Annotated in this window: 14 protein-coding genes and 4 tRNA genes; 3 read left to right on the top strand and 15 right to left on the bottom strand. The window is 44.6% G+C overall.

Going from position 1 to position 13,425, the window contains the following annotated elements:
* Positions 1–290: 290 nt before the first annotated feature.
* The 8 genes from ACED41_RS15390 to mutY form a co-directional block, all read right to left on the bottom strand.
* Positions 291–1,916, bottom strand: coding sequence for a methyl-accepting chemotaxis protein (locus ACED41_RS15390; protein WP_371725228.1), 1,626 nt, complete (start codon positions 1,914–1,916; stop codon positions 291–293).
* 382 nt (positions 1,917–2,298) lie between these two features.
* A tRNA-Asn gene (locus ACED41_RS15385) sits at positions 2,299–2,374 on the bottom strand.
* Positions 2,375–2,430: 56 nt separating this feature from the next.
* Positions 2,431–2,506, bottom strand: a tRNA-Phe gene (locus ACED41_RS15380).
* Positions 2,507–2,513: 7 nt separating this feature from the next.
* Positions 2,514–2,589: transfer RNA gene (locus tag ACED41_RS15375), tRNA-Thr, on the bottom strand.
* A gap of 74 nt (positions 2,590–2,663) precedes the next feature.
* Positions 2,664–2,739 (bottom strand) — tRNA-Phe (locus ACED41_RS15370).
* 103 nt (positions 2,740–2,842) lie between these two features.
* Positions 2,843–3,976 (bottom strand): membrane-bound lytic murein transglycosylase MltC, encoded by a 1,134-nt coding sequence (gene mltC, locus ACED41_RS15365; RefSeq protein ID WP_017063191.1) that lies wholly within the window; start codon positions 3,974–3,976, stop codon positions 2,843–2,845.
* Positions 3,977–4,045: 69 nt separating this feature from the next.
* Positions 4,046–4,318 (bottom strand): oxidative damage protection protein, encoded by a 273-nt coding sequence (locus tag ACED41_RS15360; RefSeq protein WP_004735465.1) that lies wholly within the window; start codon positions 4,316–4,318, stop codon positions 4,046–4,048.
* A 28-nt stretch (positions 4,319–4,346) separates the two neighbouring features.
* Positions 4,347–5,408 (bottom strand): A/G-specific adenine glycosylase, encoded by a 1,062-nt coding sequence (mutY, locus tag ACED41_RS15355; RefSeq protein ID WP_371725227.1) that lies wholly within the window; start codon positions 5,406–5,408, stop codon positions 4,347–4,349.
* 165 nt (positions 5,409–5,573) lie between these two features.
* On the opposite strand from mutY, the gene trmB reads away from it, so the two are divergent.
* Positions 5,574–6,293, top strand: coding sequence for a tRNA (guanosine(46)-N7)-methyltransferase TrmB (gene trmB, locus ACED41_RS15350; RefSeq protein WP_017062250.1), 720 nt, complete (start codon positions 5,574–5,576; stop codon positions 6,291–6,293).
* 188 nt (positions 6,294–6,481) lie between these two features.
* Positions 6,482–7,402: a glutaminase B gene (gene glsB / locus ACED41_RS15345; protein WP_017063193.1), complete on the top strand. Its 921-nt coding sequence runs from the start codon at positions 6,482–6,484 to the stop codon at positions 7,400–7,402.
* Between the two features lie 117 nt (positions 7,403–7,519).
* Here the strand turns inward: glsB and hemW are convergent, their stop codons facing one another.
* The 7 genes from hemW to ACED41_RS15310 all read right to left on the bottom strand — a co-directional run bounded on the left by hemW (position 7,520) and on the right by ACED41_RS15310 (position 12,351).
* Positions 7,520–8,707 carry a radical SAM family heme chaperone HemW gene (gene hemW, locus ACED41_RS15340; RefSeq protein ID WP_017062248.1) on the bottom strand — a complete coding sequence of 396 codons (1,188 nt, stop codon included), beginning with the start codon at positions 8,705–8,707 and terminating at the stop codon, positions 7,520–7,522.
* Positions 8,707–9,306, bottom strand: a complete 600-nt coding sequence (locus ACED41_RS15335; RefSeq protein WP_017062247.1) for an XTP/dITP diphosphatase — start codon at positions 9,304–9,306, stop codon at positions 8,707–8,709. Before ACED41_RS15335 ends, hemW begins: the two co-directional genes overlap by 1 nt.
* A 48-nt stretch (positions 9,307–9,354) precedes the next feature.
* Positions 9,355–9,786, bottom strand: coding sequence for a DUF4426 domain-containing protein (locus ACED41_RS15330; protein ID WP_371725226.1), 432 nt, complete (start codon positions 9,784–9,786; stop codon positions 9,355–9,357).
* A gap of 28 nt (positions 9,787–9,814) precedes the next feature.
* Positions 9,815–10,105, bottom strand: a complete 291-nt coding sequence (gene yggU, locus ACED41_RS15325; protein ID WP_017062245.1) for a DUF167 family protein YggU — start codon at positions 10,103–10,105, stop codon at positions 9,815–9,817.
* Between the two features lie 29 nt (positions 10,106–10,134).
* Positions 10,135–10,692: a YggT family protein gene (locus ACED41_RS15320; protein ID WP_371721232.1), complete on the bottom strand. Its 558-nt coding sequence runs from the start codon at positions 10,690–10,692 to the stop codon at positions 10,135–10,137.
* 57 nt (positions 10,693–10,749) lie between these two features.
* Positions 10,750–11,568, bottom strand: coding sequence for a pyrroline-5-carboxylate reductase (gene proC / locus ACED41_RS15315; RefSeq protein ID WP_371725225.1), 819 nt, complete (start codon positions 11,566–11,568; stop codon positions 10,750–10,752).
* 78 nt (positions 11,569–11,646) lie between these two features.
* Positions 11,647–12,351: a YggS family pyridoxal phosphate-dependent enzyme gene (locus ACED41_RS15310; RefSeq protein WP_017062243.1), complete on the bottom strand. Its 705-nt coding sequence runs from the start codon at positions 12,349–12,351 to the stop codon at positions 11,647–11,649.
* A gap of 26 nt (positions 12,352–12,377) precedes the next feature.
* Between ACED41_RS15310 and ACED41_RS15305 the strand changes: the two genes are divergently transcribed.
* Entirely contained in the window at positions 12,378–13,415 is a 1,038-nt protein-coding gene (locus tag ACED41_RS15305; RefSeq protein WP_017062242.1) for a type IV pilus twitching motility protein PilT, read from the top strand.
* Positions 13,416–13,425 lie beyond the last annotated feature (10 nt).

Raw genomic sequence — 13,425 nt, 5'->3', positions numbered from 1 at the left:
AACCACCGACACGAGGATTTTCAATCCTCTGCTCTACCGACTGAGCTATCCGGGCGACGAGGTGTATTAAACGTGTTTTCGCGTTCTGGGTCAACATTAAATTGCAAAAAAAGTATCGTTTGATGTTTTTCTATACTTAGTGGGTTGTTTTTGCTCATTTGGGGTGAAAAACCTAGGTCTAGCATGCCCTAAAAGATAGTAAAACTACGGTTAACTACACTGAATGGGCGCCGAAATAAAAAAAGCACGTATGAAAACGTGCTTTTTTATTTGAAAATTTTCTAGGGAGTTTAGTGTTTTACTTCAAACCTATTAACCCAAGCTTCTAATTCGTTGGAAAGAGAGGCAAGAGTTTGGGTGCTGTTATGACTTTCTGTTACGACATTGCTCAGTTGGTTACCGCTCTCTTCGATCATATTGATACGCTTCGATATATCATCGCTCACCTGAGTCTGCTCAGCGGCCGCTGTTGCGATTTGATGACTCATTGATGAAATGGACTCTAATGCGACAACAATCTGTTGTAGTGCTTCAGAGGCGTTTTGAGACTCTGTTACGGTGCTTTCACTGGTCGCGGCACACACTTCCATGGTTTGAATTGCGTTGCGAGATCCCTCTTGAAGGTTATTAATCATTAATTGGATTTCTTTTGTGCTCGATTGTGTTCTGCCTGCAAGGTTACGAACCTCATCTGCTACAACAGCAAATCCACGACCTTGTTCGCCAGCTCGAGCTGCTTCAATGGCTGCATTTAGTGCCAATAGGTTAGTTTGCTCCGCTATATCACCAATCACATCCAATACTTTTGCAATGTTGTTTACATCGTTATCTAGGTTAGCGACAGCTTCGCTTGCTGTGCCTAGTTGGTCTGCTAAGCCTTGAATGTTATCTACTGTGTTGTGAATGAGTTGTTGGGTATGCTGGCTCTGTTTGTCGGCCTCGTCGGTGTTGCGCGCGGTATCGCTAGCTGAAGCAGCTACGTTATTGGCTGAAGAGGCCATCTCGGTCATTGCTGTCGCGATCATCTCTGTTGATTGCTGTTGGGTGTCTGTCAGTTGACCAATTGACCCAGCGCGATCTTCTACGCGCTGCAGTTCGCCTCTTAATGCCAGCATTGAAGCGTCAAGGTTTGATACTAGCTCAGCCAATGACTTACTCATTTGTTGTACGGCGTGATAGATACTGCCGTCAATTGCCTGAGTTTCGAAAGAGGTTTGAATTCGACCTTGTGCTACGGCTTGTACTGCTTCTCGTACGTCTTTAGGTTCACCGCCAAGAAGCGCTAGCATGCGTTTAATGGATACAATTAGGCTCGCCAGAATAAGACCAGCAATCACGACACAAAGGAATAGCTGCCATTGAGCAGTAGACCAAAAACGAGCGTTAACTTCATTGAACCCGATACCAGTGCCGACAACCCAACCCCAATGTGGCGTTTTCTCTGCAATAGACAGTTTTTCTTCAATCGTTCCATCTGGCAGTTTTTGTGTCCAGGTGTACTCAATGATCTCGCCAGTACGATTACCAAGTACTCTTTGGATTAGCTGCCCAACACTATTGCCGTCGCCATCTTTAAAGTCGTTAAAACTGGTTCCGTGCAGTTGAGGATCTAATGGTGTCGCGATAAACGTCATGTTCTCATCGGCTACGTAAACATATTCATTATCTTTATAGATGTTGTTGCGTAGAAGGCGAGTAGCTAGTTGCTTGGCTTGCTCTTCTTCTAGTGTGCCATCAATCGCCATTTTTTCGACTTCAGTAAGAATGCTGTATGCGCTCTTAAACAGCTCTGTTACGCGAGCTTTGTTGTCCATGTTGCTAGCAACTCTTAAGGTCCATAAGCCTGTAGCCGTCAGTGCTAGCAGGGCGATCAAGATGATGCCCGATAATAAGTAAGCTTGCGTTTTTAGTTTCATATTTCCCCGCGCAGCGATTCAATAATTAGTATTAGGTATAATTCATCGAATCTTAATCTAAGTGGTGTAAGGCAGATATTAGAAAGACATCAAAGTATGATAGGGATTAAATTTTCGAAGAAAAAAAAGTAACAGGACTTGGTTCTATTTGTTTTAATGTGAATATTAGCGGGTCATGAACTTTATAAGGCGTTGGTTCTGTTGTAGTGGATATGCTTTATAGAACTTAGAATCAACTGCTGTAGTAAGAGTACTAAAAGGAGATAACTCAATTTATCGAGACTGATTAAGAGTTAGTGAGGAGCTGATGTGTATATTGAATAGAGTTTGTTTTTGTTCAAACGAAAAAAAGCCAAGTCTTTCGACTTGGCTTTCTTGAATGTGGCTCCCCTTGCAAGACTTGAACTTGCGACATACGGATTAACAGTCCGCCGTTCTACCAACTGAACTAAAGGGGAATTATTTGTGTCAACATCAGGTCTATAAAGACCATTATTTGTTAAGCACCAAATAATGGTGCCTCGAGGCGGAATCGAACCACCGACACGCGGATTTTCAATCCGCTGCTCTACCGACTGAGCTATCGAGGCAAAAGAATGGTGCCGACTACCGGAGTCGAACTGGTGACCTACTGATTACAAGTCAGTTGCTCTACCTACTGAGCTAAGTCGGCACACTAAATTCTTTATGCTTTTGTCCGTGTTGTTACTCCCTGTTAAAGAGTGTTGACACCAACAAATCAAATTGTGGTGCCCGGAGGCGGAATCGAACCACCGACACGAGGATTTTCAATCCTCTGCTCTACCGACTGAGCTATCCGGGCAACGGAGCGCTATTAAACGGATTTTCTGCATAACCGTCAACTCCTTTTTTGAAAATAACTAAAAAAACCGTTCGTTCGTTGTTTTTTTATTCAAAAGTGAGGGTTATGTTTTACCTTGGTTAAATTCTTTTTTGAATTGCGTTACTTTTTCGAGGTATCGGCGCGACTCTTTATTTGGATGCTTCTTGGTAAGCGCCCAGTAGGCTTGGCTCGGTTGCAGCGAGTTTAAGTCTTGCATTGCTCGCTTTCTGTCCTTACTGAAGGTATTGAGTACGCCACCAGTACCGCCGTTATAGGCTGAAATCATACTGTATTCAAGCGTTAATGGGTTTTTTACGTCTTTCAAATAACGATTTTTAAGGATGTAAAAGTATGCGGTGCCAGCATCAATGTTGTTTTCTGGATTGAATAAGTACTCAGGGCTTGGTTCACCAGGTTTCTTTTTGACGTGTTCAAATACATCTCGACCAGCGGTTTTAGGTACCACCTGCATAAGACCATAAGCATTAGCCCAGCTTACGGCGTACGGGTTGAAGCTACTCTCTGTCTTGATGATAGCGTAGATTAAATCTTCAGGGATGTCATAACGCTGAGACGCTCGTCGAACGATGTCGGCATATTGATAACTACGCTGGCTAGCGTGGTCGGCCACCATTGGGATTTCAACGTAGTAGGCTTTTTTAAAGTCGACTTCTTTGGTTTTTAGGTTATTCGCGATCAGGTAATCCGCAAACTGGTTCGCTCGCCAAGTCCATTGAATGGGCTTTTTTTCTTGGTCTACGACCTGATTATAGAGGAAAGGTTTGCCTTCTAGCTTGATGCTTTTAGAAGAGAATAGATCGACATGCGCCGGATCATCTGGCGTCAAAAGGGTCGTCATGATCGCATTTTTGAGGTGTTTTTTCGGTTCGGTAGAGGAAACCGTTTCCACCGTTATCAGGCCTTGGCTAAAATTCACTTCTGAACGACTTAAGTAATTATCTATGTATTTCACATAGTTACTCTTACCTGCTATCTTGATTTCACTGCTACCCCAACGTTTTTGAATGTTGCCTGAAAAGCTATCTATTAATGAATCTAGCGCCCCGGTATCTTTTTCAAATTGTCCGGGTAGCTCAGCTAAATTCTTCACAAACCGGTTGGTTGGCTCGTAATTGACATCATAAATGCTTTCGACAAATTCACGGCTGCAGCCAGTTAATAACATGGCTGTTAGGAAGTAACTTAGCTTTTTCATAGTTCCTCATACAAAAATGACATCGCAGCGTTAACCATGATGTCATTAAAAATTGCTTAAATAAATGTCTTATTCGCTTGGTGGAGTGTAGCCATCAATAACGACATCTTTACCTTCGAAAAGGAAGTTAACCATCTCAGTTTCAAGAAGTTTACGATGTTCAGGATCCATCATGTTTAGCTTCTTCTCATTGATAAGCATGGTTTGCTTGCTTTGCCATTGTCCCCAAGCTTCTTTAGAGATGTTGTCAAAGATACGCTTACCTAAGTCACCTGGGTAAAGTTGAAAATCTAGGCCTTCAGCATCTTTTTGAAGGCGAGCACAAAATACAGTGCGGCTCATAGTGGTTCCTCTTATCGCGTTCGTTGATTCAAACGTCGTCGTTCAGTTCAAAGGGTAGGCTCTCAATAAGCTGCTTTACAGGAGCGGCTAGGCCAATTTCTTCCGGTTTTGATAAGTTATACCAGAGACCTTTAGTCCCTTCCATTATCAAATCTGGTTGTTTATCTAATTTTACTAATACAGGTGTGATATCTAAATGGTAGTGGCTGAAAGTATGTCGAAACGCAATCATGGTCTTGATCGAATCGGTTTCACTATCTTTGATCGAACGAAGATCTAATTGATGTTCGATCTCTGCGTTTTCATTTTGAGGGAAACAGAACAGTCCGCCCCAGATACCAGATTGAGGGCGCTGTTCGAGCCACACTTGGTTGTCGTGATACAGAATCACAAACCATGTGTCTTTTACTGGCTTTTCTTTCTTAGGCTTTTTGCCAGGGAAGTCGAGCTGTCTATCGAGCTTCTTGGCCTCACACATGCTTTCAATCGGGCACAAGGTGCACTTAGGCTTGCTACGGGTACAAACCATGGCACCCATGTCCATCATTGCTTGGTTGTACTTATCGACATCTTTGTTCGGAGTATGTGCTTCGGCGTGTTCCCAAAGCTGGTTTTCGACTTTCTTTTGCCCCGGCCAACCTTCAACGGCAAAACTTCTCGCAAGCGTTCGTTTTACATTGCCATCAAGAATCGCATGAGGAAGTTTATGAACCGATGATAAGACGGCTGCTGCTGTTGAGCGACCAATCCCCGGTAGCGCGTTCATCTCTTCGATAGACAGCGGAAATTCACCACCATATTGCTCAGCAACGATCTTGGCTGCTTTATGTAGATTGCGAGCTCGTGCGTAATAACCAAGCCCTGTCCATAAGTGGAGTACCTCATCTTGTTCGGCGTTCGCTAGGTCGATAACCGTTGGAAAGCGTTCTAAGAAGCGTTGGTAGTATGGAATCACCGTAGCAACCTGAGTCTGCTGAAGCATGATTTCAGATAGCCAAACGGTGTAGGCGGTTTTGTTTTGTTGCCAAGGCAATTCTTTACGCCCGTAGGCGTCATACCACTTTAATATGGCGGTTGCGAAAGGAGTCACGACATGCTCTATGCTTTGCTATTATTAGAAGCGAAATTGCACCACACTTAACGTTGGATGTAAAACAGACAAATTGTGTGGGAATTTATCCACGGAAAGACTTGCACCGGAGGCAATTCTTTGGATAATCCCCGCTTTGATTAATCAATGTGCAGGCAAAAATCAATGAGTGAAGTGACCACTAACGAATATACTGAAGACGGCAAACTGGTTCGTAAGATCCGTAGCTTTGTTCGCCGCGAAGGCCGCTTAACAAAAGGCCAAGAGAACGCGATGAATGAATGTTGGCCAACAATGGGTATCGACTACAACCCAGAGCTTCTTAACTGGAAAGAAGTATTTGGCAACGATAACCCGGTTGTACTAGAGATTGGCTTCGGTATGGGTGCATCACTGGTTGAAATGGCAAAGAACGCACCTGAGAAAAACTTCTTAGGTATTGAAGTTCATAGCCCGGGTGTTGGTGCGTGTTTAGGTACAGCTCGCGATGCTGGCGTAACTAACCTGCGTGTAATGTGTCACGATGCTGTAGAAGTATTTGAACACATGATCCCAGATAGCAGCCTGCATACTCTGCAACTGTTCTTCCCTGACCCATGGCACAAAGCTCGTCACCATAAACGTCGTATCGTTAAGGCTGAGTTTGCAGAGATGGTTCGCGGCAAGCTTCAACTTGATACTGGTGTTTTCCACATGGCAACAGACTGGGAAAACTACGCAGAACATATGATTGAAGTGATGAACGTAGCTCCAGGCTTCGAAAACATCGCTGAAGATGGTGATTACATCCCTCGTCCGGATGAGCGCCCGCTAACTAAGTTTGAAGCGCGTGGCCACCGTTTAGGTCATGGTGTTTGGGATATTAAGTTCAAGCGTACTAAGTAACTTCGAATCAAATTAAGTGAAGGGTAATCCGACTTAGGGTTTAACCCCTACACTTTATGGGATTGATTAAAGCCAACATTATTGTAATGTTGGCTTTTTTGTCCTTAGGCTTTTATTGCGATAAAGGTTTAAGGACAGAAAGTAATGTCACACCCCCTACAAAAATAACAATATAGAAGTAAGCGCACATGAAACCAACTCAAGCTATTTTGGCCGAGATCTTAGACGAAGTTCGTCCTTTAATTGGACAGGGAAAGGTCGCTGATTATATCCCTGCACTGGCTCGCGTATCGAACCAGAAACTGGCGATCGCGGTATACACCAATGAAGGTGAGGTGATTAAAGCAGGCGATGCTGAAGAAGCATTTTCTGTGCAATCTATTTCTAAAGCCTTGAGCCTGACGCTAGCTATGGTGCTATATAAGCCTGAAGAGATTTGGCAAAGAGTAGGCAAAGAGCCTTCTGGTCAAGCCTTTAACTCGATGATTCAGCTTGAGATGGAGCATGGTATTCCCCGCAACCCGTTCATCAATGCGGGGGCAATTGTCGTTGCAGACCTACTACAAAGCCGCTTGTCTGCGCCTAGGCACCGCTTGTTAGAGTTTGTGCGTCAGTTATCGGGTGATACTCATATTGTGTATGACAAGGTGGTAGCGGCTTCTGAAATGATGCACAGCGATCGTAATGCTGCCATTGCTTATTTGATGCGTTCATTTGGTAATTTTGAGAATGATGTTATCCCAGTTCTGAATAACTACTTCCACGCTTGTGCGCTTAAAATGACGTGTGTGGATTTGGCAAAAACCTTTAGCTATTTAGCAAACAAAGGCGTGTCGGTTCAAACCAAGAAAGAGATCATCACGCCAGTTCAAACCAAGCAGTTGAATGCTTTGCTTGCGACGTGTGGCTTGTACGATGGGGCTGGTGAGTTTGCCTACCGTGTTGGTATGCCAGGAAAATCGGGCGTTGGTGGCGGTATTATTGCTATCGTTCCTGGCGAAATGACGATTGCGGTGTGGTCTCCAGAGCTTGATCCTTCTGGCAACTCGCTCGCAGGTACTAAGGCTCTAGAGTTGCTTTCAGAGCGAATTGGTCGTTCTATTTTCTAAGAGAAAGATTCGAGCACGGACGTTGTCCTATAGAACGCTTCGCTCCGAGAGAGGGCTATAAAACAAAAAGGGTTGACCCTAAAGCCAACCCTTACGCAATGCTTCTCGAATCTCGAACTACTCGTCTTCTTCTGCCATAAAGGCTTCTAACAGATCATTGAGAAACAGCTTTCCTTTTTCAGTGATCTGCCAGTGAGTGTCGGTTTCCTTCAAGTAGCCTAGCTCTTTTGCCCATTCAATCGTTTTTTGAATCGAGTCAAAACCAAGCCCTGTCGTATCAATGAAATCCTGCTTTGGACATGCTTCCATTAACCTAAAGCGGTTCATGAAAAATTCAAAAGGGCGGTCTTCATTCGGCACTTCAAATTCATCTGATAGATAAGGTTTTACCATGTTTTGGTACGCAGCTAGATAGCCTCTAGGGTGCTTAACCTTAGTGGTACGAACAATGCGTCCATCTGTAAAGCTCAGCTTGCCATGAGAGCCACAGCCAATACCTAGATAGTCACCAAAGCGCCAGTAGTTGAGGTTATGTTGGCACTGATATCCCGGCTTGCTGTAGCCTGAAATTTCGTACTGCACATACCCTGCGTCTGCGAGCTTCTTATGGCCTAGGTCGAAGATATCCCAAAGGTCATCATCATCAGGCAGCGTTGGTGTTTTGTAATAGAACATGGTGTTAGGTTCTATTGTTAGCTGATACCAAGATAAGTGCGGAGGGTCGAGTTCTATCGCTTTATCCAAATCAGCCAACGCTTGTTCAATACTCTGATCGGGTAAGCCGTGCATTAAGTCTAAGTTGAAACTATTCAATCCAATCTTATGCGCTAAATGAGCGGCATTTACCGCTTCATCTTGACCATGAATACGCCCAAGTCTTTCCAGTTTCTCTTGCTCAAAACTTTGCACACCCACCGAGATTCGAGTAATGCCTGCCTTTTGGTAACCTGCAAAACGCTCAGCTTCGATAGTTCCCGGGTTGGCTTCCATGGTGATTTCTATTTCAGGTTTGAACGGGATGCGCTGTTCAATGCCTTGTAACAATCGGCCAATTCCTTCAGGAGAAAACAGGCTTGGGGTACCGCCACCAATAAAGATCGAATGCAGTGGGCGAGGCATACCATTGAGCTGATATTTTTCGATATCAGTATCGAGATCCTCAAGCAGTGCATCGATGTACTCTTTTTCAGGGATCTCGGCTTTCAGAGCGTGAGAGTTAAAATCACAATACGGACACTTTTGTACACACCATGGGATGTGTACATAGAGGCTAAGTGCGGGTGGTATTAGCGCTGCATTGTGCATTACAGAGCTTGCTCCTTGAGAGTCTTGAATAGTGACGCAAGCGCTTTACCACGGTGTGATAGTTGCTTCTTACGCGAAGATTCAAGCTCTGCTGAGGCGCAGTTATCTTCTGGTACAAAGAACACAGGATCGTAGCCAAAGCCATTCTCACCGTGTTCTTCAGTAAGAATACGACCTTCCCATTTACCGTGACACACTAGAGGTGTTGGATCATTCTCGTGACGCATTAGCACCAACACACAGTGGAAACGCGCAGTACGCTTTTCAGTTTCGACACCTTGCATCGCATCTAATAGTTTTTTGATGTTCTGCTTATCGGTTGCCCCTTCACCTGAGTAACGCGCTGAATAGATACCTGGCGCACCATTTAAGTAATCAACCTCTAAACCTGAGTCGTCAGCAATGGCTGGCAGCCCTGTTTCTTTCGCTGCGTGGCGAGCTTTGATGATGGCATTTTCAATGAAAGTCGTTCCTGTTTCAGCGACTTCTGAAACGTTAAATTCACTTTGCGCGACAACGTCAAAACCAAACTCAGACAGAATATCTGCCATCTCGCGAACTTTACCTTGGTTGCCTGTTGCTAAAACAATCTTACTCATGGGAATGTAGCTCTAAATAAGTTAATAAATGAAAAGTAAGGTTTGAGCTTACTCTTCTATATAGAATTTCTGTGTGAAACGCAGTGGACCAGTGCCTTTTAGGCCTGCGTTCACATCGATGTCGAAGGTGATGTTTTCTTCGTGAGTTACGGTGAACTCAGCAAGGTAATAAATCGCATCGCCTTCTTTGATTTCTCGAAACTTCAAAGTACGGGTGTTTCCAACGAGGTTCTTCGCTGTTCCCGTAATTTTAGCCGTTGTCGCAGGCTTGCCTAGAGAAGCCTTGTCTAACACGCTGATGTTGAGGATTGCTGAGTATCCATTTCGCTTAAGTTTGTATTGCTTAGCGACTTGCGAAGTTAAGAACGTGGAATTAAAAGCCGAGTAATGAACCTCGACATCCTTAATGTTCTTAAATTGCCCTGCTGAGCTTGGTAAGGCAACAAGAGCGGTGAGTAGTGCTGTTATCCATAAACGCATAATGACTCCAATAAATAGCAAAAAGCCATCATAGGATGGCTTTGACTTCAGTTGGGATTTGGCTTGGCGAGCATATTCGAACTTGCTTGTGCCTACCGAGATCTCCCTTTTCTATCTTAATTTGCCCTTTTGCGACCTTAAACTGTTTCGCAAGGTATTTCGCTAAGTGGGCGTTGGCTTTGCCATCTACTGGTGGAGCGGTGATGGCAATTTTGAGTTCCTCACCATGCAAGCCAACAATCTTGTCTCGGCTTGCTTTGGGTTGGATGTAGAGCCTAAGAAGAATATCGTTTTCCTCGGCCCAAACCGCTTTTGGCATCGTCAAAGTACCTGATGTTCGTACTTGAATTATAGCTGATACCAAATAGGACCAATCATGTCGCCCATTAGGAAGTTCGCAAACTGTAGAACAATGAACAGAACCAGAACGCTTAAGTCGAAGCCACCCATATCCGGTAGGATACGGCGGATAGGCATTAGCATTGGCTCAGTCAGTTGATGGAACACGTACTCGATTGGGCTACGGCCTTGGCTAACCCAGCTAAGGATTGCACGGATTAGCAGAACCCAGAAGATCAAACCACCCGCCGCTTTTAGCAAAGATAGTGCACCAAAGATCAGGAAGCTGATATCGAATACAGCTGCGCCGCCAGAGATAATCAGGTTGAGAGCAACGAACTTAAGCACACATAGCACATAAGCAAAAATAACCGTCGCAAGATCTAGGCTGCCGATTGATGGAATAACTCGGCGCAGTGGGGCAACAACTGGTCGTGTCGCTTTTACGATGAATTGTGAGAATGGGTTGTAGAAATCTGCACGTGATGCTTGTAGCCAGATACGCAAGATCACAACCATGATGTAAAGATCAAAAACGGTCGAGATCAGAAAGCTCATCGAGTTCATATTGTTTCCTTTTTCGGATTTACTTGCCGCTTAGATATAACCCGAGCGACAAAATGCTTAAAACAGTTTTTCCATCTCTTCAGCTCGAGCGACCGCCGCTTGCATGGCTTTGGCTACGATGTCTGATAGTTGATGTTCATTGAACGTGCGCAATGCTTCTGCAGTTGTTCCGCCTTTTGAAGTCACTTGTTCACGCAGTGTCGATAATTCAGTATTTGGATTCGCTACCACCATCTCTGCCGCGCCTAATGCAGACTGCTGCACTAGCTTACGAGCGGTTTCTTGGTCAAAACCTTGCTTGATTGCTTCAGCTTGCATCGCTTCCATAAACAGGAAGAAGTAAGCCGGAGCGCTACCCGCCGCCGCAATGATGTTGTTGATTCCAGACTCTTGTTCAACCCAACTTACTTCACCAACAGCTTGCATCAGCTGAGAAGCAAAGTCTTTATCATCTTGGCTGACAGTTGCATCGGCATAAAGACCACTCATCCCTTTACCAAGCAGTGATGGCGTGTTTGGCATCACACGAACAAGGTTCAGTTGGCAGTTTAACATCTCATTAAGTCGATTCGCATTAATACCCGCGGCAATTGAGATAACCAGTTTGTTGCTGAAGTCGATATCTTGTAAGGGTTTACATACATCAGCCATCATTTGTGGCTTCACGGATAACACAACAACGTCTGCTTTTTCAGCTGCTGCAATATTATCGCTGGTGGTATTGATGCCGTATTCTTGTTCTAACGGCAGCCTTCTGGTTTCTGAAGGTGCTGTCGCAGTAATCTTTTGCGCTGGGTAACCACTAGCAACTAAGCCAGCTACAATTGAGCGAACCATGTTTCCCGCCCCAATAAAGGCGATGTTCTTATGTACCATATATAAAATCCTGAGCGTGTCGCTGCGCGGATAAGGCGAAGCGGTATCAATACTTGTACTTGTCGTTACTTACTACGGCTATTTCGCGTAATCACGAGCGCCGAAAATAGCTGTTCCAATACGAACCATTGTGCTGCCAGCCTCAACTGCTGCATCCATATCACCACTCATCCCCATCGAAAGGGTATCAATGTCTGAATACTTCGCGGCTAGCTTGTCTTTAAGCTCTGCCAGTTGAGAAAATGCATTAAGCTGAGATTGATAGTCAGATACGTTTGCAGGAATCGACATCAATCCTCTTAAGGTGAGGTTGGGGAGCGATGAAATCAACTCCGCGAGTGCAAAAACTGTCTCTTCTGAGGTTCCAGATTTGGACTCTTCACCACTGGTGTTTACCTGAATCAACACTTGCAAAGGTGGAAGTTCGCTTGGTCGTTGATCATTAAGCCTTTGTGCGATCTTATCGCGATCGACGGAATGCACCCATTGAAAGCTTTCCGCGATTGGGCGGGTTTTATTGGATTGAATTGGACCAATAAAATGCCACTCTAAATTTAGGTTAGAATGTTGTTCTGAAAAGTGTTTTACTTTATCTACACCTTCTTGAACATAGTTTTCACCAAAGGCAACTTGGCCTCCGAGTGCGGCTTCTAGAATCGCATCAATAGGTTTAGTTTTGCTGACGGCTAAAAGTTGCACGGACTCTGGAGCTCGTCCGCACTTTTGCTCAGCACTACGAATCTGTGAGGTGATTTGTTCGATATTTTGTTGAATACTACTCATAGCTGACTTTACTTAAGGGAAAATAAATGGATATCACTGAGTTACTAGATTTTAGTGTAAAGCATAACGCGTCAGATCTACATCTTTCTGCGGGTGTATCTCCAATGGTACGTATAGATGGTGAAGTAAGGAAGCTTGGAATCCCAGCTTTGAGTCATGCTGATGTGCATCGTTTGGTTTTTGAGATCATGAGCGATTCACAACGCGGCGAGTTTGAAGAAAAACTGGAAGTCGACTTCTCTTTTGAATTACCCAATGTTGGTCGCTTTCGTGTTAATGCGTTTAACCAAGCCCGTGGCTGCTCAGCTGTCTTTCGAACTATCCCTGTCGAAATCCCGACTTTAGATCAGTTAGGTGCACCTGAGATCTTCGAAAGGATTGCTAACTACGAAAAAGGGTTAGTGCTCGTCACTGGTCCAACTGGCTCTGGTAAATCAACGACTCTTGCGGCGATGGTTGATTACGTAAATCGCAACCACAATAAGCATATTCTGACGATTGAAGACCCGATTGAATTCGTTCACACCAATAATAAATGCCTAGTCAACCAGCGTGAAGTTCACCGTGATACTCACAGTTTTAAAGCGGCACTGCGCAGTGCCTTACGTGAAGACCCAGACGTGATTCTGGTTGGTGAACTTCGTGACCAAGAGACGATTAGCTTAGCGTTAACCGCAGCAGAAACGGGTCACTTGGTCTTTGGTACTCTGCACACCAGTTCTGCGGCTAAAACGATCGACCGTATTATCGATGTGTTCCCAGGTAGCGATAAAGATATGGTTCGTTCGATGTTGTCTGAATCACTGCGCTCGGTGATAGCCCAGAAGCTGCTAAAGCGTGTTGGTGGTGGTCGTGTGGCGTGTCATGAAATCATGATGGCAACACCTGCGATCAGAAACTTGATTCGTGAAGATAAGGTTGCGCAGATGTACTCGATCATTCAAACGGGCGCAGCGCACGGCATGCAGACCATGGAACAAAATGCGAAGCAGCTGATGGCGCAGGGCTTGGTTGATTCGGAAGAGGTCGAGAAAAAGATCGAAATTGAAACCTCAATGTTTTAATTAAGGTGTA

This window comes from Vibrio sp. 1F255, assembly GCF_041439145.1.
Taxonomy (GTDB): domain Bacteria; phylum Pseudomonadota; class Gammaproteobacteria; order Enterobacterales; family Vibrionaceae; genus Vibrio; species Vibrio crassostreae_C.
This window is presented reverse-complemented; position numbering and strand designations above follow the sequence as displayed.